At 36.8% G+C, this 20,190-nt stretch carries 25 protein-coding genes; 21 read left to right on the top strand and 4 right to left on the bottom strand.

Annotated elements, in window-relative coordinates:
• The first annotated feature begins 6 nt into the window (after positions 1–6).
• On the top strand, positions 7–918 hold the full coding sequence (locus DWX32_RS16735; protein ID WP_002317720.1) for a conjugal transfer protein: 912 nt from the start codon (positions 7–9) through the stop codon (positions 916–918).
• Between the two features lie 149 nt (positions 919–1,067).
• Positions 1,068–1,772: a lantibiotic protection ABC transporter ATP-binding subunit gene (locus DWX32_RS16740; RefSeq protein WP_002317719.1), complete on the top strand. Its 705-nt coding sequence runs from the start codon at positions 1,068–1,070 to the stop codon at positions 1,770–1,772.
• A gap of 261 nt (positions 1,773–2,033) precedes the next feature.
• Here DWX32_RS16740 and DWX32_RS16745 read toward each other — a convergent pair whose 3' ends face one another.
• The 3 genes from DWX32_RS16745 to DWX32_RS16760 all read right to left on the bottom strand — a co-directional run bounded on the left by DWX32_RS16745 (position 2,034) and on the right by DWX32_RS16760 (position 3,441).
• Complete coding sequence (locus DWX32_RS16745; RefSeq protein ID WP_055221194.1) at positions 2,034–2,297, bottom strand: hypothetical protein; 264 nt, start codon at positions 2,295–2,297, stop codon at positions 2,034–2,036.
• 35 nt (positions 2,298–2,332) lie between these two features.
• On the bottom strand, positions 2,333–2,515 hold the full coding sequence (locus tag DWX32_RS16750; protein WP_118660662.1) for a hypothetical protein: 183 nt from the start codon (positions 2,513–2,515) through the stop codon (positions 2,333–2,335).
• Between the two features lie 254 nt (positions 2,516–2,769).
• Entirely contained in the window at positions 2,770–3,441 is a 672-nt protein-coding gene (locus DWX32_RS16760; RefSeq protein WP_002322214.1) for a helix-turn-helix domain-containing protein, read from the bottom strand.
• Positions 3,442–3,937: 496 nt separating this feature from the next.
• Here DWX32_RS16760 and DWX32_RS16765 point away from each other — a divergent pair, with 496 nt between their 5' ends.
• The 8 genes from DWX32_RS16765 to DWX32_RS16805 all read left to right on the top strand — a co-directional run bounded on the left by DWX32_RS16765 (position 3,938) and on the right by DWX32_RS16805 (position 10,588).
• Positions 3,938–4,999: a replication initiation factor domain-containing protein gene (locus DWX32_RS16765; RefSeq protein WP_279220380.1), complete on the top strand. Its 1,062-nt coding sequence runs from the start codon at positions 3,938–3,940 to the stop codon at positions 4,997–4,999.
• Positions 4,999–5,202 (top strand): excisionase, encoded by a 204-nt coding sequence (locus DWX32_RS16770; RefSeq protein WP_002607397.1) that lies wholly within the window; start codon positions 4,999–5,001, stop codon positions 5,200–5,202. The genes DWX32_RS16765 and DWX32_RS16770 overlap by 1 nt, the downstream gene beginning before the upstream one ends.
• 78 nt (positions 5,203–5,280) lie before the next feature.
• On the top strand, positions 5,281–6,474 hold the full coding sequence (locus DWX32_RS16775; RefSeq protein WP_118660666.1) for a site-specific integrase: 1,194 nt from the start codon (positions 5,281–5,283) through the stop codon (positions 6,472–6,474).
• Positions 6,475–6,660: 186 nt separating this feature from the next.
• On the top strand, positions 6,661–7,374 hold the full coding sequence (locus tag DWX32_RS16785) for a lantibiotic immunity ABC transporter MutE/EpiE family permease subunit (protein WP_118660668.1): 714 nt from the start codon (positions 6,661–6,663) through the stop codon (positions 7,372–7,374).
• A gap of 1 nt (position 7,375) precedes the next feature.
• Positions 7,376–8,128 carry a lantibiotic immunity ABC transporter MutG family permease subunit gene (locus tag DWX32_RS16790; protein ID WP_002317717.1) on the top strand — a complete coding sequence of 251 codons (753 nt, stop codon included), beginning with the start codon at positions 7,376–7,378 and terminating at the stop codon, positions 8,126–8,128.
• Between the two features lie 12 nt (positions 8,129–8,140).
• Positions 8,141–8,809, top strand: coding sequence for a response regulator transcription factor (locus DWX32_RS16795; RefSeq protein ID WP_002317716.1), 669 nt, complete (start codon positions 8,141–8,143; stop codon positions 8,807–8,809).
• On the top strand, positions 8,791–10,161 hold the full coding sequence (locus DWX32_RS16800; RefSeq protein ID WP_243037618.1) for a sensor histidine kinase: 1,371 nt from the start codon (positions 8,791–8,793) through the stop codon (positions 10,159–10,161). The genes DWX32_RS16795 and DWX32_RS16800 overlap by 19 nt, the downstream gene beginning before the upstream one ends.
• Positions 10,162–10,276: 115 nt before the next feature.
• Entirely contained in the window at positions 10,277–10,588 is a 312-nt protein-coding gene (locus DWX32_RS16805; RefSeq protein ID WP_002317714.1) for a winged helix-turn-helix domain-containing protein, read from the top strand.
• Positions 10,589–10,627: 39 nt separating this feature from the next.
• Here DWX32_RS16805 and DWX32_RS16810 read toward each other — a convergent pair whose 3' ends face one another.
• Positions 10,628–10,996 carry a helix-turn-helix domain-containing protein gene (locus DWX32_RS16810; protein ID WP_002317713.1) on the bottom strand — a complete coding sequence of 123 codons (369 nt, stop codon included), beginning with the start codon at positions 10,994–10,996 and terminating at the stop codon, positions 10,628–10,630.
• Positions 10,997–11,152: 156 nt separating this feature from the next.
• Between DWX32_RS16810 and DWX32_RS16815 the strand changes: the two genes are divergently transcribed.
• From DWX32_RS16815 to tnpA, 11 genes are all read left to right on the top strand, one after another.
• A complete protein-coding gene (locus DWX32_RS16815; protein ID WP_002317712.1) occupies positions 11,153–11,377 on the top strand; it encodes a sporulation initiation factor Spo0A C-terminal domain-containing protein in 225 nt (74 codons plus the stop codon).
• 18 nt (positions 11,378–11,395) lie between these two features.
• Positions 11,396–11,761 (top strand): hypothetical protein, encoded by a 366-nt coding sequence (locus DWX32_RS16820; RefSeq protein WP_002317711.1) that lies wholly within the window; start codon positions 11,396–11,398, stop codon positions 11,759–11,761.
• A gap of 432 nt (positions 11,762–12,193) precedes the next feature.
• Positions 12,194–12,622 carry an RNA polymerase sigma factor gene (locus tag DWX32_RS16825; RefSeq protein ID WP_002317710.1) on the top strand — a complete coding sequence of 143 codons (429 nt, stop codon included), beginning with the start codon at positions 12,194–12,196 and terminating at the stop codon, positions 12,620–12,622.
• Positions 12,609–12,857, top strand: a complete 249-nt coding sequence (locus DWX32_RS16830) for a helix-turn-helix domain-containing protein (RefSeq protein ID WP_002317709.1) — start codon at positions 12,609–12,611, stop codon at positions 12,855–12,857. The genes DWX32_RS16825 and DWX32_RS16830 overlap by 14 nt, the downstream gene beginning before the upstream one ends.
• A gap of 405 nt (positions 12,858–13,262) precedes the next feature.
• Positions 13,263–13,469 (top strand): excisionase, encoded by a 207-nt coding sequence (locus DWX32_RS16840; RefSeq protein ID WP_002317707.1) that lies wholly within the window; start codon positions 13,263–13,265, stop codon positions 13,467–13,469.
• An 80-nt stretch (positions 13,470–13,549) separates the two neighbouring features.
• Positions 13,550–14,749, top strand: a complete 1,200-nt coding sequence (locus tag DWX32_RS16845; RefSeq protein WP_118660670.1) for a tyrosine-type recombinase/integrase — start codon at positions 13,550–13,552, stop codon at positions 14,747–14,749.
• A 152-nt stretch (positions 14,750–14,901) separates the two neighbouring features.
• Entirely contained in the window at positions 14,902–15,129 is a 228-nt protein-coding gene (locus DWX32_RS16850) for a hypothetical protein (protein WP_118660672.1), read from the top strand.
• A 21-nt stretch (positions 15,130–15,150) separates the two neighbouring features.
• A complete protein-coding gene (locus DWX32_RS16855; protein WP_118594513.1) occupies positions 15,151–16,035 on the top strand; it encodes a hypothetical protein in 885 nt (294 codons plus the stop codon).
• Between the two features lie 264 nt (positions 16,036–16,299).
• Positions 16,300–17,844, top strand: coding sequence for an McrB family protein (locus DWX32_RS16860; RefSeq protein ID WP_118594512.1), 1,545 nt, complete (start codon positions 16,300–16,302; stop codon positions 17,842–17,844).
• Complete coding sequence (locus DWX32_RS16865) at positions 17,841–19,358, top strand: McrC family protein (protein ID WP_118594511.1); 1,518 nt, start codon at positions 17,841–17,843, stop codon at positions 19,356–19,358. Before DWX32_RS16860 ends, DWX32_RS16865 begins: the two co-directional genes overlap by 4 nt.
• A gap of 411 nt (positions 19,359–19,769) precedes the next feature.
• Entirely contained in the window at positions 19,770–20,183 is a 414-nt protein-coding gene (tnpA, locus tag DWX32_RS16870; protein ID WP_199671284.1) for an IS66 family insertion sequence element accessory protein TnpA, read from the top strand.
• The last annotated feature ends 7 nt before the right edge of the window (positions 20,184–20,190 follow it).

Consider the following 20,190-nt stretch of genomic DNA (forward strand, 5'->3'; position numbering starts at 1 on the left):
TTCATCATGTTTAGAAAGAATAAGAAACAGACAGAAACTATCAAAGAACCCAAAGAAAAAAAGGTGCGTACTTTCAAGGTAGGCACACATAAAAAATCCGTGATTGCATTGTGGGCGGTGCTTATTGCAAGCGTGAGCTTTGGCGTATATAAGAACTTTACCGCTATTGATATGCACACGGTACACGAAACAGAAACAATCCAGTTACGATTACATGATACCAGCGGTATTGAAAATTTCGTGAAGAACTTTGCAAAGTCCTATTACACATGGAACAACAGCAAAGAAGCGATTGAAGCAAGGACGCAGGCAATCAGCGGTTATCTGACAAAGGAATTGCAGGACTTGAATGTAGATACCATTCGGACAGATATACCGACCAGCTCCACGGTAACAGATGTACTTGTATGGAGCATTGAACAGTCTGGTACGGACACTTTTTCTGCTACCTACGAAGTAGATCAGCAGATAAAAGAGGGAGAACAGACAACGAGCGTCAAGGCAACCTATACCGTAAAAGTCCATGTAGACGCTGACGGAAATATGGTAATCGTTCAGAACCCTACCCTTGCCCCAGCAATCGAAAAATCGGACTATGAACCAAAGACACCAGAAGCCGACAACAGCGTGGACGCTGACACAATCAATGACGCTACGGCATTTCTGGAAACATTCTTTAAGCTGTACCCGACAGCCACAGAAAAGGAACTTGCCTATTATGTATCGGGAAATGTGCTTGAACCTATTGACAGGGACTGCCTTTATTCTGAACTGGTAAACCCTATCTTTACAAAGGACGGGGACAATGTGAAAGTCAAGGTAGCTGTGAAATTCATTGATAATCAGACAAAGGCAACGCAGGTGTCACAGTATGAGCTGGTGCTACATAAGGATAGCAACTGGAAGATTGTAGGATAGTTATATAAGGCTTACGATTCAATTTTTATGTTTCGTAAGCCTTTTTTTAATTCAGTTACAATTTAATTATAATTATGTTTTATCTTATAAATGCTTGAAGTGATACATACACTGACAAGTAAATTTCAAGTAAGGAAAGGCGGTAGAACATGGACTACATTTTAGAAACAAAAAATTTAACCAAAAACATCAAAAACGAAAATATTATTAAAGGACTTTCTTTGAAAGTGCCAAAAGGAGAAACTTATGGTCTGCTTGGTCCAAATGGTGCGGGAAAAAGCACAACCATGAAATTACTTTGCGGATTATTAAAACCTAGTGAGGGAGAAGTTATTTTTAAAGGAAAGCCGTGGTCAAGAGATACGTTGAACAAAATAGGAGTTTTAATAGAAAGTCCTGCAATTTACGGCAATTTGACGGCAAAAGAAAATATGTTGATACACGCTTGTATGTTAGGAGTATCAGAAAATGAAATAACCCGTGTTTTAAAACTATTAAAAATAGATAAGACAGGAAAGAAAAAGGTTTCTAATTTTTCGCTTGGAATGAAGCAAAGATTAGGAATTGCAATAGCTCTTTTAGGAAATCCAGATTTAATTATCTTGGACGAACCTACAAATGGTTTAGACCCTATTGGTATTCAAGAATTACGAGATTTAATAAAAAGACTGAATGAAAATCAAATTACGGTTTTGGTTTCCAGTCATAACCTTGCAGAAATCCAACATATAGCGTCCTACATCGGAATTATCATCAATGGAAAACTAAAGTATGAGGGAGAAATCAACGATACTGATGATTTAGAAACGATATTTATGAACGTTACCAAAGAGGAGGAATGTTTCTATGTATAAATTATTTCGTATGGAATTATTAAAAATTTTATATATAATTTTCGATTATTCGCATAAACACTATACTTTCAAGCAATTTGAAGTATAGAAAATTATTCAATTTACCACGAATTTACCACGATTGAGTGAGCCTTGATATGACAATAAAATAGCACTAAAAAGACACCCTTAACACCTAAGCGGTGTCTTTTATTAAAAAGCAGTCAATCCTAAGACTAACTGCTTTGTGTGTATGGATATGAAATTGTCAAAATGGGTTTTTTATATTACTTTTAATGCAATTTCTAGTATCAACGAAAAAATACAAATTGATAAAATAATGATAACAATTTCAACATTTCCTAGTGATATAAAACATTGAAAAATCAGCATAATTCCTACTAACAATGTAGCTGTTCCCTCAATTCTTGAATGTAGCTTTATATTTTTTACCCCATTATACCTTTTGATAAGGGGCAATTTACCTTTAATAATACTGAATACACCTAAAACCACCATTATAATACCAAGTATTAGCCCTATCATATTTACCACCTTTTCTAAATCTTTAATTTTCAGTTCTATAAATCGAAATTTTCTTGTTTAAATTTATCTTTGAAAAAGCCAATTAAAATTAAAGCAATACCAAGAATTGCAACTGGTATATAAATAATATTAGGTATATGATAAACAAATCTATCAATTCCAGACATAGCAATATAAATAATTATTCCCACACAACTTAAAATGTTTTTATCTTTCATAGCACTACTCCTTTACACCTTATTATTTGTCCGTTTCTTCATACCATATTATAACAGTTCCATATATCCGCCACAATAAAAATCAGCATACCCTTTGAATATTTTCTGCATTGAACAAACACACTTTTTCTTTCTTCCTCTTGATTACCTACCACAGAAAAGAAAAAGCCCTGTCAAGAGCCTTGCCACCATTGGTGGTGCTTTGCACTCTTTACTGGGCTTTTTGTTTGCTGTATCTTCCATGCAAGAGGAAATTAAAGACCTCTGTTCCATTTCGCCTTTAGATAATCTTCATAGTCTGCTTCATTGAAGTCTACTTGTGGAGAAGTGTCGGGAATGTTGTTTCTGTTGTCTATATCCGCAAGCTGACGAAATATCCAATCATCATAAGGGTCATGGTATTTATACTCTTTGGGCTGTTCTCTGTATCGGTCTAACCCTCGCATTTCCTTATGTACTTTTATCATGCGTTCCAGTTTTTGACGCTGTATCAACTGCTTGATTTCCATAAGTTCTTCCAACTCCGTAACCTCATTGGTAATGTAGTTATGGATATACTGTATGAGTTTATATGCCTTGTAAAATGTGCATTCTTTTTCATCATCGAAAAATTCATTTTCAGACAGGTAATCTAAGGAAACATTGAAGTCTTGTTCCCGTTTGATAATATCCATGATATAGGGCTCGGTGTGGTCAATATACTTCCATTCTCCCGACAATAATTCATTGGGTGTTACTCCCAGCACGTCCATTATCTTTTCCAGCGTATCAAAGGTAGGATAATTCACGCCACGTTCAATCTTGGAAAGGCTCTGCATATTGATACCGATTTTATCAGCAAGTTCCTGTTGTTTCATTCCTCTATGCTTTCTTATGGTCTGTATGTTCTCTCCTAAGAAACTGATTTTCTTTTCGTAATGCTCCATGACTTAGTATAAACACTCCTTTCATTGCTTTTTTTGGTATTTATAAGCATATCATACTTAATATATATCTAAAAGTCAACAAAAACTTCTTGACAAGTAATTCTAATGGCGTTATTATCGTATCAGATAGAGTGATTAAGCACGCTAGGGCCAATCACACGCTTGAGTAAGCATAGAAAAGATGTATTTTCATTTTGATAGCATGAATAAGCATAGACTATCAGACCGAAAATAAGGTTTCTGACTGGGGCTGTTCCGTTTAGCCACGAGCCTTACAAGGCTCGTGAGCGTTAAGAACGGAGCAGACACAGGAAGAAAGGGAACGCCTTTAGGCGTTCGTAAAGGGCGTATATGTAACACCGCCCTGCGCATACATGTCATAGTACCTAGAAACTGTGATAAATAAAGGACAAAACACGATTTTTACCCCGCAAAAAAACGGGAAGTACGAAAGGAGTAATGCACTATAACTACACACAAAAATTTATCCGTTAAGATTGATTACATCAGTATTGTATTTGATACTGCAACCGCAGAAGATGTCATCATGCACATTTTAGGTTTACCGACTGACCTTTTCAATGTCTATCCGGCAAGCGTTAAATACAAAACCTATCAAGCACGCTGGCAGATTGGAGATATTTATGTATCGGGGGACGCAAGAAAGACAGAGGATAACCCACAAGGGCTAGGCTGTTATCTTGTTATGACTGGCAGAGGTTGTGATGATATTTTCCGTATTCTCGACAGTAGGAATTATACCTTTGGGGATATGTTCCGACGTTGTGAGCGAAGATACGGACTGGATAATTTCCACTTCACAAGGCTTGATATTGCCATTGATGATAAGAACGAAAAGCCATTCTTTACCATAGAGCAGATAAAGAAGAAATGCGAAAAAGAGGAATTTATCTCGAATAGTGAGGGCTACCACTTTGACGAAAGCAAGTTTGACGATTTCGATACCGCAAAGACAGTTTATATCGGTGCTGGTAAATCGGGATTGTCCTACCGCTTTTATGATAAGGATAAGGAAGTCTGTTCAAAACATAATAAGACACTTGAGGAAGTCGGCAGTTGGAAACGGACAGAAATGCAACTGCGTGATGATAAGGCTCATGCTTTTGCCATGACATTCAAAGACAGACCGCTGGAACTGGGAGAACTGGCTTTCGGGCTATTGTCAAACAACCTACGCTTTGTCGTGCCAAACAGAAACGAAAGTAATAAAAGCAGATGGAAAACGTGTCGGTTTTGGGAACGCTTTTTAGGGGCTGTGGAAGTCTCGAAACTGCAAGTAGCAAAACAGCAAAATTCCCTTGAGGAAACACAGCAATGGCTTACAGAGGGTGGCGTGATTTCCGCTGTCAAAAGTTTTTACTTCTTAGAAGAACATGACGCATTAGGTGGATTGGAAAAAGTGGGAACTATGCTTGATAAGGCAAGATACAGCAATTCCCTTTCCAGTAAACTAACCGCCCATTTACAGAGGATAAACCGCACCGACCTTATCCCTTATATCCAGTATGACACAAAACATGGGAAAGGGGGTATCTGATGAATAACAACGATATTCCCGTATGGGAAAAATACACCCTTACCATTGAAGAAGCGTCTAAGTATTTCCGTATCGGAGAAAACAAGTTAAGACGCTTGGCAGAGGAAAACAAGGACGCTGGCTGGCTCATTATGAATGGCAACCGCATACAGATTAAACGCCGACAGTTTGAACAGGTTATTGATAAATTGGACGCAATCTAATGCAAATGAGCCTTGTATGTGTTATGATGAACACAAGTCATATCAAGGCTCTTTCCAACAAGGAAAGGAGCAGACACCATGAAAGAAAAAAGACGGGATATCAAAGGTCGTATCCTGCATACTGGAGAGAGCCAACGAACAGACGGAAAATACTTATATAAATATGTGGACGCATTTGGAAACACAAAATATGTGTATGCTTGGAGATTGACACCCACAGACCCGACACCAAAGGGAAAACGGGAAAAACCCTCACTTCGTGAACTGGAACAGCAGATAAGACGGGATATTGAGGACGGTATCGACAGCACAGGCAAGAAAATGACACTTTGCCAACTCTACGCCAAACAGAACGCACAGAGGGCAAACGTGAAGAAAAGCACAATAAAACAACGGGAACAGCTCATGCGGTTATTGAAAAAGGACAAGTTAGGTGCTAGGAGCATTGATACAATCAAACCCTCTGACGCTAAAGAATGGGCTTTACGCATGAAAGACAAAGGCTTTTCCTATAACACCATTAACAACCATAAACGCTCGTTAAAAGCGTCATTCTATATCGCCATACAAGACGATTGTGTAAGGAAAAACCCTTTTGATTTCAAGTTGAGTGAAGTCCTAGAAAATGATACCAAAGAGAAAGTCGCATTGACAGAGGAACAGGAACAAGCCCTACTCTTATTCATCAAGACGGACAATGTGTATCATAAGTATTTTGATGATGTGCTGATACTGTTAAAAACTGGACTTCGTATCTCGGAACTGTGCGGACTGACAGTAGCCGACATTGATTTCAAGAATGAAGTTGTGATTATCGACCACCAGTTACTAAAGAGCAAGGAACAAGGCTATTATATTGAAACGCCTAAGACGAAAAGCGGAATAAGGCAAGTACCATTAAGCAGAGAAACGATACAGGCATTTCAACGGGTTATGAAGAAACGCCCAAAGGCAGAACCATTTGTGATAGACGGACAGGGCAATTTCCTATTTGTCAATCATAAGGGCAAGCCAAAAGTTGCGATTGATTACAACGCCTTATTTGTCCGTATGGTAAAGAAATACAACAAGCACCACAAAGACAATCCCTTGCCACATATCACACCGCATACGCTACGCCATACGTTCTGCACAAGGCTGGCAAGCAAGAACATGAACCCAAAAGATTTACAGTATATCATGGGGCATTCAAACATTAGTATCACAATGAATTGGTACGCTCATGCGTCCATAGATACCGCAAAATCAGAGGTTCAGCGTCTAATCGCATAAAAGTATTTACCACGATTTTAACAACGATTGATAGAGAAAATATAAGAAGATAGACCTAGATATGCGAGGTTTACCACAAAAGCAAAATGCCCGTAGAGCCTATAAAATAAGGCTTTGCGGACATTTAAGAAGATATAAAAAGATAGTCAAAAAGACATATATAATTTTTTCTAATCCAAAAGGACATTGCTTAGACCTGTTCTTTTTCTTGGTGCTGTCATATTTGCTGTTCTGCTTATGATTGTAGCAAATCTTGCGCCAGATACCTTAGAAAACTCTTGGGAACATTACACAAAAATGATTTTTAATATGTGGACAATATCTTTTAATACACTTGGAATTTCACTATTGTGTATTTTAAGCGAGTATGAAGAAAAGAAAAATAATACCTATCGTTCTATTTATGTAGAAGCATATTCAGTGAAACGGGTTTGGACAGTAAAAGTATTTACTTTAGCATTTTACTCGTTTGTGGCTACTGCACTATTGACTATATTCGTATGTGGATTGGCATTATGCAATCATCTTGGTATGAATACCGTTATATCAATATTAGAAATGGGTGGAATTACATGGTTGATGTCATTGGCGATTATCCCGATCTCATTGTTCTGTACTCATAATTTTGGCTTAGCTGGTGCATTAGGTATAGGCTTTGTTGGCTTTGTATCAGCTCCGATTATGGCTTCAGAAAATTATTGGATTTTAAATCCATATAGCTATGCGGTAAGAAGTATTGTACCGATTACAAAAATACACCCAAATGGAATTGTTTTGGAAAATACAAGTAATTTGTTAAATACAAATTCAATCCTACTGGGAATATTGTCAGCGGTATTATGTTGCATGATATTTACCTATATCACATCAATCTTTTTTGCAAAAAGAGAGGGAAATTAAAATGTATTTCATGAAAGTCTTATATGCAGAGCATTTAAAGAGTAAGCGAACGATATTAAAGAAAATACCTTTTGTACTGGCTTTTGTTATAGTTGGTTTTATTCTGTTTGTTTTTAGGTCAAGCGATAAAAATGAAATTGTCATGAATAGCGGTAATTATTGGATAACTATATCGGCTATGATTGCGCCTATCTTAATTGGGATTTTGGCTGGAATTACAGGAGAGCAAGAACAAGAAGCTGGGAATTATCAAATTATAAGAAAAAGTACGCACAGGGGAATGAACTTTCTCGCAAAAGCTATGTATTTGATAGGTATATTGACTTTTTTTGTTGTATTCTCTATGTTATTATTATATGTTAGTATATGGTGTATCTATAAACCAGAAAACTATACGCTTATCCCTGCTTTAAAAACTACATTGATTTTTATTGTAGGTTCTCTTTTTTTAGTTCCATTTCAATTATGGATTAGTATTTACTTGGGAATGGGAGCTTCCATAGGAATTGGAATTTTAGGAACAATATTTGTTTCTTATATCAGCTCGTTTCCTATGCTTGAAGAACAACTTTGGAGAGTTATTCCATGGATTTGGACTTTAAAAACAACAACCCTCTATTTCGAGAATATTAGTTTAAGCGTACAGGGAGTAAATTTACCGTTAGACTTAGCGATACAATTTGTATCTTTTGTTTTACTGCTTATCGGAGTTGTATTATGGTTTAAAAATTGGGAGGGTAAATCAAAAGAATAAAGGAGAAACAGCATGGCTCATATTATAGTGATAGATGATGATAAAACATTACTTCAACTTATAAAAAATACTTTGGAAAAAGAACATTCTGTAACGGTTTATACAGGTTTATCGGGAGTGTCTATTCGAGAAATCAATGCACACGATTTGATGATACTTGATGTTATGATGCCCGAATTAGACGGGTTTACTTTTTTGAAAGATAAAAGGCGTGAAATTGATATACCTGTATTGTTTTTAACTGCCAAAAATTTTGAACAAGATTTAGTAGAAGGATTTTCGGTTGGAGCAGATGATTATATTATTAAGCCGTTCTCCATTAAAGAACTTCGTTGTCGGATAACAGCACATTTGCGTCGAGAAAATAGAGGAAAAAACAATTTAATTCATATAGGACAGGTTTTTTGTGATTTTACGAGCAGGAAAATCTATGTAAATGAAACAGAGTTAAATATGACGCCGTCTGAATATGAAATATGTTGTCTGCTCATGAAAAATCCTAATCGTGTATTTACAAAAGATGAAATATATGAAAGAATTTTCGGATTTGACGGTATTGGAGACGCTGAAACGACCATACGAGAAAGAATAAAAGAGATAAGAAAGAAATTTAAAGTTTATAACGAAGAACCGATAAAGACAATTTGGGGAGTGGGCTATCAATGGGAAAAAAATCAATAATGAGAATGCTTTTAACTCTTAGTATTTCTCAAATATGCTACATCTTCATAGTGATTGTTATATTTGGAGCAGGAACTTTATTTTTAACGGAAACAGGGATAATTCTTTCTCCGCAAGTAATATCTGAAAGTGTGGAAAATATAACAGGTAAAGCTGTCAATGGAGTGCTTGAAGCTAAGGATATACCAGCATATATAGAATATGCGCAACTTTCAAACGACGGCAATTATATAACTGGCACAATACAGGATAAAGAACTTATAGAAGAAGTTTATAAAGAGGGACAAGTTACACATTTGCAGTTTATGAACGGAACGAAATATGAATGTGTCAATGGTTTATCTGAAAAATGGATTTTGGGATATAAAAGTGGCACTTCCCAATTTTCAAATGATTTTTTGAGAAATGTTTTTCCGAGTGCTGATTTAACAGTTGTTCTTTCCTTTTTTGTTACAGTTGTTATAGGTTTTTTTATCATTCTAAAATGGCATAGAAATCAGTTGCGTAAAGAACTAAATAAAATCATAAGTATACGTGAAACCATTTTGAATGATGATGAACAAATCTCTGGGGTATCGAGTACATTAAAAGAAATAAATGATATTTTAATTGTTTTGAACGAAATGGAAAAAGCAGTAAAAGACAGTACAAAAAAACAATTAAAGCAAGCTCAATTATTAGAAGATGGTATTCAAGCACTTACGCATGATATACAAACACCTGCTACGGTTGTATCTGGAAATTTGGAATTGCTGGAAGAAACAGAAATAACAGGAAAACAAAAGGAGTATTTAAACAATGCGCAAGACGGAATAAAAAGAATATCAGAATATGTAGAAGAACTAAAAAATCTTGTGAAAATGGAACACTTAAAAACGGATTATATTTCCTTGGGCGAAGAATATGTAAATGAACTAATTTCACTGGCAAATCAAATAGCTTCCCTAAAAAATATATCTATTGTAGTTCTACAAAAAGATATTGCTGATGACTTATTGATAGATGGAAAAGCAATACAAAAAGCGTTCCAAAATATAGTATCAAATGCTGTTGATTTTTCGGAAGAATATACAGAATTAAAATTGCAATTTCAAAAACATATATCTGAATATAGGATAAGTGTTACTGACAGCGGAAAAGGGTTTAGTGAAGAAAGCCTAAAAAGAGCAACTCAAAAATTCTATTCTGAAAACAAGGCGAGAAATGGCACTCATTACGGTTTGGGACTTGCAATCGTAAACAAAATCATGCGGGAACATTTTGGATTTCTCAGGCTTGAAAACTTAGAAGAAAATAATAAGATTATAGGGGCAAGAGTTACTCTCGTGTTCCCTCTTGATAGAAAATTTTAATTAGGGGGGATACTATGGGAAAATATTAGTTGTAGAATTTAATGATAAAGAGAATAACTTATTTCAGCAAACCTTAGAATGGCTGTCTACGAAACTGAATACAAGTCCGACACTTATGAACATACAAACAGAAGAATTATATATCAATCCTTTTACTCGCACTGTGGTAGATAAACAAGGCAGTCGAATTTATCTGACTGCAAAGGAATTTGACCTATTGTATTTTATGTATTCTCATAAAGGACAGGTATTCACAAAAGAACAACTCTATCAGAATGTATGGGGAGATGATGATATACCGAATGCAAACAACATGACTTCGTTTATCCGAAAACTTAGAAAGAAAATAGAACCCAATCCAGACAATCCGCAGTATATTTTGACTGTTTGGGGTGTGGGTTATAAATTCAGCGAAGAAAAACCGTAGCGGTACTTCACAATCATTTGTGATCAGTACACTACGGTTTTATTCGTTCCTATTCATTTTGTTTTCAAACATCTTTACATGACGCATAGAATTTTTAGTTGCTTTCAAAACATCTACTAAAACACGGACTTCATATTCGTTGCAATCCTCGAAAATATCTTTTGCTTCTCTTTCAAATATGGGCTTAGAGGTAAGAACAGTATCACATAAAAGTTCATCAACCGATACAGATAACATATTTGCAATCGCAACTAAAGTCGGCAGGCTGACGCTGGAGTTTCCAGTTTCTATATTACTGACGTGCTGTGGGGAAACGCCTATTCTGTCTGCTACGGCTTCTTGGGTAAAATTTTTCTTTATCCTTGCAATTTTTATTCGTTTCCCTATCGCTTTAAAATCAAGCTCCATAGCACACACATCCTTTCCTCGAACCATTCTTTTACATTGTAACCTTTGTGAAAATGTATTATAATAGCCCTATAAAATAAACTATTCCATAAGTTATAGTTTCGCTTATTATGGACATCAAAAATAAAGTTTATCCAGAAATGAGGTGGATATGGTATGATAAAGTTCAATAAAAGAGATAGCAAAAAAATGTTAAAGGAAGTTGCAAGACTTCGTGGCGTTTCTGTTGCGGAAGTTCGGGAAGAAATGCAACTTGCTATTGAAGAAGCAAGAAACAATCCCGACGCAGAGAAACAAGCAGAATTTCAAAGGCTGTTTGGAAACAAGACACCAACACCAGAGGAATTTATCTGTATTACCAGCAAAAAGCTAAAATTTTGAATGTAAGGAGTGGCGATTATGAAACAATCAGAGAAGCAAAGGGAAGATTTTTTATCAATCTGTGGACAGTATGATTATGATTTATTAACGGGTAAAAATAAAATGACACAAGCAGATTTTGAACGTATTACCCATATTACACTATCGCTAGGCTATACGGCATATACACAGACATTGATAAGCACTTATTTAGACTTAGCCTGCAAGGAAGTAGAGCAAATTGACAGAGAGCATGATATTTTAGCTGATTACCCAGAATATTATGAGGACGAACAAATACTAGAGCAGACAAGCCAATGGATAGAAGATTTTCTCAATCAGATACCAACAGAGAAACAGAGTTACTATCGCCAACTTATAAAAGAAAATACGCATGACTTTTAATGGATAGGTTATTGCAAGGTCGGGTATCTGACATATTGCAGTAACCTTTTTTATATCCTGCTAAAAAACAGGAATACGGACGGAATTAAGACGGATTTATATTTTATGCTTATCTTGTAGAAAGCTATGATATAGCGTCAATTTCTACACGAGAGGAATTGGAATGATAAGATGGCATAAAAGAAATTCGTTAAAAATCTTATAAATTACAGTAGGTAATACTCTGTTGATACTTAGATAAAAAACAGTTTGCTTGCTGATATTGCCTTGCAAAGCTCAATGAGGTTTTTATGACTTCTTGGGCTTTTTTACTTTTCTTAAATTTTTTTCTCAATCTTTGCCAATCCATGCCCCCTCATTTGTATTAATAACGGAAAGGGGGAAGGAACGGTTAATCTCACCGCCTTTTGAGAAACGGAAGGAGGTGAAAACGTGAAAAAATCGACTTCCCATGAAGATATTCAGAAAGTTTTTGACTGTTATTGCAAAAAGATTTTGAAACATGAAGCTATCAATATTCAGAAGCAATACCAGCGTTTGAATAATATGCAAGTTTCATTTTCAGAACTTTCGCCAGAACAGCTTGCCGAACTTGCAACTTATGATGAATATTCAACAGACTATGACACTTACAAGGTTATGGGCTATGACGTAAAAATCAAAAATGAGTTGTTAAGTGAAGCATTGCAGGAACTTTCAGAAGAAGAACGTCTTATTTTGTTATTGTACGGTTTGGGCTTTAATGACGTTGAAATTGCTGACCTTATGAAAATTGTTCGTCGTACAGTGCACTATAAACGTAAAAAAGGCTTTGAAAAAGTAAAGAAAAGAATGGAGGAAAAACAGCATGAGAAAGAATAATGCAGTACATAAGGGCAACAACTTATTGCCATATCCCGTTATCGTTTCTGCTTCTCAAGGCGATATTCTGGCTATGAATGTAGTATTAAGTCATTATGAGCCTTACATTGCCAGACTGTCTATGAGAACAAGCATTGACGAATACGGCAATCCGCATACTTGCGTTGATGAAGATATGCGTAGCCGTTTGGAAGCAAAACTTATTCAACAGATACTTGAATTTAAAGTAGCATAAACGGACTGTCCTATCAACAAGAGCGACGCTATACCCCCTTTCCTGCGTCCTCTTTGGGATTGATATATCGGTCAAAGTTTATTGAAAAGTAGATAAATTTTGACGGACGTATGAGCCGATAGTTCTTTGAAAATTGAATAAAGCAGACAGATACGTTTGTGAGGTAGCAAGCCACGGGAACTGTACGCCATGACCTTTCCAAAAGAAAGCGAGCGACCCACGCAGTGATCCGAGAGCGACCGTTGGAAAAGTCGCTTTGCCACGACCTACCCTCACAGAATAATGATACGTCCGCATGGTGCGGTTCTGCCCACAAGAATGGGAATAGTTGAGATACTAACGGAGCTTTCCAAAGCCGTCTGCCTGCTTGTAAAAAATGACACACAGTAAAGGGGGTTATATACTATGATAAACAATACTGATGTGCCTGTATGGGAAAAATACACGCTTACCATTGAGGAAGCGTCTAAATACTTTCGCATTGGCGAAAATAAACTGCGTCGTCTGGCAGAAGAAAATATCGGTGCGAAATGGGTTATTATGAACGGCAACCGTATTCAGATAAAGCGAAAACAGTTTGAAAAAATCATTGATACACTGGACACAATATAGTGAAATCAAGCCTAGAATATGTTATAATATTTATATGACGTATCTAGGCTTGCTCCAGTTTTGGAGAGGAGTTTTCTACTATGTCAAGAGAAGTTAGACGAGATAACAGACGACGAATTTTAAGAACTGGGGAAAGCCAGAACAAAGAGGGAAGATACGTTTACAAATACATCAATTCATTAGGCGAGCAGAAATTTATTTATTCATGGAAACTTGTTCCTACGGACAGAGTACCAAAAGGCAAACGTGATGATATTTCATTACGTGAGAAAATCGCAGAAGTCCAGAGAGATTTAAGCGACGGTATCGACACCGCAGGCAAGAAAATGACGGTATGCCAGCTTTACGAAAAGAAAAATAATCTACGAAAGAACATTCGCAGAAATACGGTCAAAGGCAGACAACAGTTTATGAACGTTCTGAAAAAAGACCCTTTCGGAAGTATGAGCATTGATAGCGTCAAGCAATCAGACGCTAAAGAATGGGCTATCCGCATGAGCGAAAACGGGATAGCGTATAACTCAATCAAGAATTATATGCGTTCTTTGAGGGCTTCGTTCTACATGGCGATACAAGATGATTACGTTAGAAAAAATCCGTTTGATTTTGTGCTAAGTGATATTCTTGATGATACCCGAAAAGAAAAGACCGCCCTATCTTTAGAGCAGGAAGAAGCCTTGCTGACATTTGCAAAAAGCGACAGAACCTACAAAAAGTATTATGACGAACTTGTAATACTTCTGGAAACGGGACTTCGTATTTCCGAGTTCTGCGGTCTGGACTTGAACGTTGCCGTTGATATGAAGAATAAATCAATCCTTGTGGAACACCAGCTATTGAAAGACACGGAAACGGGCTACTATATAGAGAAGCCAAAGACAAAAAGCGGTATCCGTAAAATTCCAATGACTGACAAAGCCTATGACGCTTTCCAGCGACTTATCAAGAGCCGAAAGAAAACAGAACCAATCGTGATTGACGGTTACAGCAACTTTTTGATGTTGAACGGTAAAGGCTTACCGCAAGTAGCAAGCAGTTACAACATGGTATTAAAAGGTCTGGTTAAGAAGTACAACAAGACACATGATGATGAACTGCCAGAGATTTCGCCACACAGCCTGCGACATACGTTCTGTACGAAAATGGCAAACAAAGGAATGACACCGAATACCTTACAGTATATCATGGGACATTCTGATATAAGCATGACGCTGAATTATTACGCTCACGGCTCATTTGGTTCTGCAAAAGCTGAAATGGAAAGGATATGTGCGTTGTAGTAAATACGGAACATACTACTAATTTACTACTTCCCACAGAGAAAACACATAGACTTATAAAAAGATATGTGAGTTATCTTCCCTATACAAAAATGCCAGAAAAGCCCATAAAATCAAGCTAAACTGACATTTAAGAAGTTATAAAAAGATAAGTGGAAAAAGATATTAAATATTCTCGAAATATTTACGGTATGTACGATGATAACTGGATTGATTACGATTTAGATGTAGCATTTACAAAATTGCAGCTGGAAAAAATCATTCAAAAAAGATATAAGCTGGATCACCAGGAGAAAATGATTCTGCAGTGGCTGCTGGAAGAAGACATGGAACCAAAGGTATGTGAGGCTATTCGGGTGATTCTGGAAATGGATGTTTGAGGAAAGGATGGAAAGGTGACGATGAAAAAGACAGATGTAAAAAAGACGGAAAGATCAAAAGAATTTCTGGCAGAGGAATGGCTGGAAATTGTACTGAAAGGCCAGGATAAAGGAGAAGGGCGGTTCTGCCGGCATGGTGTGTGCAGTTTTATGGGAAGACAGCCATTAACATTTCAGCCGGTAAAGAGAAAACCGGAATTGGAAAAGCGATTTATAGAGAGTCGAATTATGGAAAGTCGAACCATGAAAAATCGGTTCAGGGGGACGCGGAACAGCTGGTTCGGACAGGAAGAACTGGACAGTAAAAGAAACGGATATGGGGAAAGACTGCGCGATAAAACAGAACTGACGGAAGAAGCAGAAGCGATAGAAGAAACAGAAATGGAAGGACAGCTGGTGCAAAAGTATCAAACAGCACGCTGGGAGGAAGCTGTGAGACATGTTCTTTTGTTCCTTCCGGAAGTGCTGGTTTATCTGGGCAGTTTTTTGTTGTTTTGGGAAAACGAAGTACTGGCGAAAGTTGTCGGAGTTTTTGGGTTTTATGGAAGAGAAAACGCTGTGAGAAGACAGTGGGAGAGGGAAGAAAAGGAAGAGAAGAAAGAAAATCTGGAAGGAAAGCAGAGAAACAGTAAAAATAGGACAGCTTTGGATACGCAGAAAGAGGAAACGATGGACTGGAATACGGCGTTTGCAGTGTTGCGGAAGTTTTATGAAGAAAAATGGGACTATTTGAATGGATGTCCGAGAAATGAAAAAGCGTGGGATGAGGAAGGGGAACTGCAGTGCAAAATATACATATCAAAAAAGAAGGGGCTGGATCGGGATCAGAAAATGGAAGTGATGAAACTGTATGAGACGGTGGAGGACAGGAAAGTGAGTGAGGCGGTGCGGGTGATTTGCGGATAGAAGTGAAAAGAAAAACGGTTGAAGCCAGGTGCAGGTCTGATACTGTAGAAAAAGAAGACGGAAAATTGGGACAATCTTTTTGTGCAAAATATGTATAAAAAGCGAAAAACAGTTAAAAAATATAAGCTTTTTGCATAAAAACATATGCTGAAATATGTACAGTAACAAAAATACATGGTATAATGAGCGGTAGTGAGTGGAATATGCTTACACATTCAGCGTGTGCCAAAGGGTAACGTTGTTAAATAATGAAATTACGATATCATGAAAAAAGAACAGTATCTAGATAAAATCATGAAAGGAACCAAAATGAGTAAATCAGCTGCAGAAAATCAATTGAAGGAGATATTTGATGTTAATAAGATTAACATTGAGGATGAGGACTGGAAAACGAATTTGCGCGCTTATAATTTTAAAATTGAGAGACAAAGGTTTAAAGTTTTGAGCAATAATGGTATATCAAAAGGAAACCTTTTGAAGTTAAAAGGAGGAGAATTCGATTGCGATTATGTAATTATTTACAACACGATTAATACAGACACTAAGGATGCTGAGAAAGACAGATGGATTCTTGAAGAAAAAAAGTGGTTTCAGAACTTGGGTGATGACGTTAAACAACCTTCTCAAATGTATGCTAAAGTAGGTAAAGAAAGACAGCTTGATAAAGAGGACTTTACAAAGCGCTTAAGAGAAATAATAGAAAATATACCGGGAAAGGATATATTAAAAATGGATAATAAACAGAATGATTTCGGGGATTTATATAATTTAGTAGAAAATGGTGCAACACAAATAATTTTAACCGGTGCCCCAGGAACAGGAAAAACCAGACTGGCAAAAGAAGTTGCCAAAAAGTTTGCAAAAAATAATAAAAAGCATTTGAAAGAAAATGATCCAAATTCAGATGATCAGAAAAAAGATGATTCAAACTCAGATTATCAATTAGTTCAATTTCATCCATCCTATGATTACACAGACTTTGTTGAGGGGCTTCGGCCAGTGGAGGATGCACATGGAAAAGTTGAATTTCGGAAACTTGATGGCATTTTCAAAAAATTCTGCCGTAAAGTTGTAGAAAGAAATGAATCGGATAAAAACCAAGATAAATATTTCTTTATTGTGGATGAAATCAATCGAGCCGATTTGTCAAAAGTATTTGGTGAGTTGATGTTTTGCCTTGAGTCAGATAAACGTGGTCCACAAAATTCTGTTCAGACACAGTATGCAAATCTTCGTACTTATGATCCAGAAAATGGAAGTTACTATTCAAAAGAAAAAAAAGATGTGTTTAAAGATGGATTTTATATTCCAGAGAATGTTATTGTGATAGGAACTATGAATGACATCGACCGTTCAGTCGAAAGTATGGATTTTGCGTTGCGACGTAGATTTATATGGAAAGAGATAGAGGTAGAAAAAGCTACGGAAAATCTCAAAAAGATTATTCAGGATATGTTACCAGAAGAAGCTTTTAGTAACTGCAAAGACAAAGACGCTGAATTTTCGAAAATTGCTGAGTATATTAGTTTTGTAAATAAAAAAATAGAAGATCATCAGGGACTGAATAGGCATTATGATATCAGCCAAGGACAGTTTGCTAATGTTCCTGGGATAAATAATTGCAAAAATGCCGATGAATTGATCCAACAAGTCTGGAATCTTAGATTAGAATCTCTTCTTTACGAGTATGTACGCGGAGAAGGAAATGAAGAGAAGTTTGTGAATGAGTGCAATTTGGAGGCGTTTAAGGAGTGGGAAAAGGTGCAAAAGAATGCTCAGAATAATACTCCGTCAGAGGAAAAGGAATGATTTACTTAAAAGATTACTCAAAATTGGAAGAGTGCATATCAGAAGAAATTAATAAAGAAAGTAGTTTGCTGCAAAGTATATATAAAGAAACAGGAGATTCCGAGGAGAGAGTAGACAGATTTGCGAAGCTAATAGATGGAGTTTCACAAAGTGATATTCTTGTACTTGATGAAAACGACTGTGCGGCTGGAGAACCTTTTAAGATTGTGACCCAGGGCAATAAGGGAGAATATTGGACGCAACAATATATTGGACTGCTGCAGATAACCTCCGATGGAACGAAAGAAGAGGTTTTTATAAGAAGCCGTTTTGACGTAAATGAGTCATGTGAATTTTCCAAGTATATGTTAAATAAAGCACTGGGTTTGAAGGCAAATATTCTTCAGAAGGTAGAGCCTTCGGTGGGAAGAGGGGAGATTCTGGATTTGATTCTTGCAATTATTTTCGCAATACAAATTGCAAGGGCTTATAGAAAAGGAATCTATCGCAGATATCGAACGTATGAAAACAACGATTCGAAATTAAAAGGAAGAATCGATGTTGCACGCCATATTCGTCTCAATCCGATATTTAACGGAAATATTGCCTATTCCAGTCGAGAATATACTGCTGATAATGATATGAATCGTATGATTCTTACGGCATACACATCATTGCAAAAAAGACAGCCGGGCCTTATGCGTGAATTGGAAAAAAAATACACACCGGTGAAAGATTTTATCTCACAGTTAAAAAATATCATGCAGCCTGTGTCGCGTCAGGAAGCGCGAAAACTGGTTCAGAAGGAACGAAAAAAAATCACGCATGCGGTATATTCGGATTGGGAAAGTGTCCGGAAAACGGCAATTTTGATTTTAAAGTATATGGGAATTGCGCCAGAGGACGATGGGACGAATGTCAATGGTATATTAATTAACATGAATTATATATGGGAAAGATATTTGGTTCAAATTGTAAAGGAGAAAATAGAAAACAAATATCAAATAGAGGGAAAAAAATCATTTGGAACATTTTTCTGTAATGGTCAAAGTATAGAGCTACAGCCTGATTTGGTCATTTCCGATAAAAAGGTCATTTCCGATAAAAACAGACCACTCTTGATCATTGACGCAAAATATAAAAACGAATGGGAAAACGTTGCTTCAAATAAATCAGATAAACCGGAAAGAGAAGACTGTTTTCAGATTATGTCTTATATGTATAGGGCAGAATGCAAGTTTGGCGGGATCTTTTGTCCACAAACTAAAGTACGAGATGATGGAAAAATGAAAGAGTATTCTATTTTTGGTGAGTCCGATAAAGAGGCAATCGTGACTCTTTTTTCGTTACAGATTAATGGAATTCAAGGAAGTAGTAAAGAATTCGCAGAGGAAATGGAAAAAAGAGAAGATGCTCTTTGCGGTGAGATTCTGAAAAAAATAGAAACTCATGAAGAATTGCGGAACCAAGAAATGAAAAAAATAAAAGATATGGCTGTATTCATGAACACAAATGGAATGGAAGTTAAAAAATAGCCTACTATCTTAACGAAAGTGCTTCAAGGATTCAAGAATGGATTGAAGAAAGCAGCATTGTGCAGTAAGCAATGATAAGCTAAAAATGTTGCATAAAAAACATAGAAAAATCATAAGAAGAAAATCAAGTGGCCGGGTTCCGGGGGGGGGCAAAGCCCCCGGCCCGGTCACATCTCTCCCCGCACAATCCGTTCATGCACACTGGCCATGAAATCATCGATCTGTTTTTCATCCGGAATCTCCGGCAGATCGGTGTTTTCTTTGTAAGTGCAAAATAATTCGACGGATTGTGTTGCCCTAAAAAATATCCCATAATAATCAATAGAGAATGCAAGCATTTTACTTCATCTTTTCTTGCTAGAAATGATAGGTGCGAGCATTTTACTCTATTCAAGTTATGGAGGTGTGCTCATGAAAAGCAAAAGAATACCTGTCGAAGAACAATACCGTCTCATCATGGAATGCCGTCAAAGTGGATTGACAGATCATCAATGGTGTGTGGAACATGATATCAAGCCAGGAACTTTTTACAACTGGGTAAAAAGACTGCGTCAGAAAGGTTGTGTGGATTTGCCGGCGTCAACTGGACGCACCTATCGCGCACCAGAAGGCCAGGAAGTTGTCAGAGTGGAGTTTCATGATACTGACCCGATTCCTTATGAACAGCCATTAAATGTAATTCCGGCAGCTACGGAAGGGAATAACTTTTCCGTAGCAGAGTCAATGAAGCTGTCTGTAGGTAGCTTTCATCTAACAATACCAAATGGAACAGATCCTCAGCTTCTGGCTCAAACGCTTCGAATTGTGAAGGAGCTGGAATGTTAGGGGATAT

Origin of the sequence: Blautia sp. AF19-13LB (assembly GCF_003479105.1) — a bacterium.
Classification (GTDB): Bacteria; Bacillota; Clostridia; order Lachnospirales; family Lachnospiraceae; genus Fusicatenibacter; species Fusicatenibacter saccharivorans.

Excerpts from the sequence above, each read along its gene's own strand:
- DWX32_RS16735 (WP_002317720.1), top strand. The coding sequence starts at position 7 with ATGTTTAGAAAGAATAAGAAACAGACAGAAACTATCAAAGAACCCAAA.
- DWX32_RS16740 (WP_002317719.1), top strand. The coding sequence starts at position 1,068 with ATGGACTACATTTTAGAAACAAAAAATTTAACCAAAAACATCAAAAAC.
- DWX32_RS16745 (WP_055221194.1), bottom strand. The coding sequence starts at position 2,297 with ATGATAGGGCTAATACTTGGTATTATAATGGTGGTTTTAGGTGTATTC.
- DWX32_RS16750 (WP_118660662.1), bottom strand. The coding sequence starts at position 2,515 with ATGAAAGATAAAAACATTTTAAGTTGTGTGGGAATAATTATTTATATT.
- DWX32_RS16760 (WP_002322214.1), bottom strand. The coding sequence starts at position 3,441 with ATGGAGCATTACGAAAAGAAAATCAGTTTCTTAGGAGAGAACATACAG.
- DWX32_RS16770 (WP_002607397.1), top strand. The coding sequence starts at position 4,999 with ATGAATAACAACGATATTCCCGTATGGGAAAAATACACCCTTACCATT.
- DWX32_RS16775 (WP_118660666.1), top strand. The coding sequence starts at position 5,281 with ATGAAAGAAAAAAGACGGGATATCAAAGGTCGTATCCTGCATACTGGA.
- DWX32_RS16790 (WP_002317717.1), top strand. The coding sequence starts at position 7,376 with ATGTATTTCATGAAAGTCTTATATGCAGAGCATTTAAAGAGTAAGCGA.
- DWX32_RS16795 (WP_002317716.1), top strand. The coding sequence starts at position 8,141 with ATGGCTCATATTATAGTGATAGATGATGATAAAACATTACTTCAACTT.
- DWX32_RS16800 (WP_243037618.1), top strand. The coding sequence starts at position 8,791 with ATGGGAAAAAAATCAATAATGAGAATGCTTTTAACTCTTAGTATTTCT.
- DWX32_RS16805 (WP_002317714.1), top strand. The coding sequence starts at position 10,277 with ATGAACATACAAACAGAAGAATTATATATCAATCCTTTTACTCGCACT.
- DWX32_RS16810 (WP_002317713.1), bottom strand. The coding sequence starts at position 10,996 with ATGGAGCTTGATTTTAAAGCGATAGGGAAACGAATAAAAATTGCAAGG.
- DWX32_RS16815 (WP_002317712.1), top strand. The coding sequence starts at position 11,153 with ATGATAAAGTTCAATAAAAGAGATAGCAAAAAAATGTTAAAGGAAGTT.
- DWX32_RS16820 (WP_002317711.1), top strand. The coding sequence starts at position 11,396 with ATGAAACAATCAGAGAAGCAAAGGGAAGATTTTTTATCAATCTGTGGA.
- DWX32_RS16830 (WP_002317709.1), top strand. The coding sequence starts at position 12,609 with ATGAGAAAGAATAATGCAGTACATAAGGGCAACAACTTATTGCCATAT.
- DWX32_RS16840 (WP_002317707.1), top strand. The coding sequence starts at position 13,263 with ATGATAAACAATACTGATGTGCCTGTATGGGAAAAATACACGCTTACC.
- DWX32_RS16845 (WP_118660670.1), top strand. The coding sequence starts at position 13,550 with ATGTCAAGAGAAGTTAGACGAGATAACAGACGACGAATTTTAAGAACT.
- DWX32_RS16855 (WP_118594513.1), top strand. The coding sequence starts at position 15,151 with ATGAAAAAGACAGATGTAAAAAAGACGGAAAGATCAAAAGAATTTCTG.
- DWX32_RS16860 (WP_118594512.1), top strand. The coding sequence starts at position 16,300 with ATGAAAAAAGAACAGTATCTAGATAAAATCATGAAAGGAACCAAAATG.
- DWX32_RS16865 (WP_118594511.1), top strand. The coding sequence starts at position 17,841 with ATGATTTACTTAAAAGATTACTCAAAATTGGAAGAGTGCATATCAGAA.
- tnpA (WP_199671284.1), top strand. The coding sequence starts at position 19,770 with ATGAAAAGCAAAAGAATACCTGTCGAAGAACAATACCGTCTCATCATG.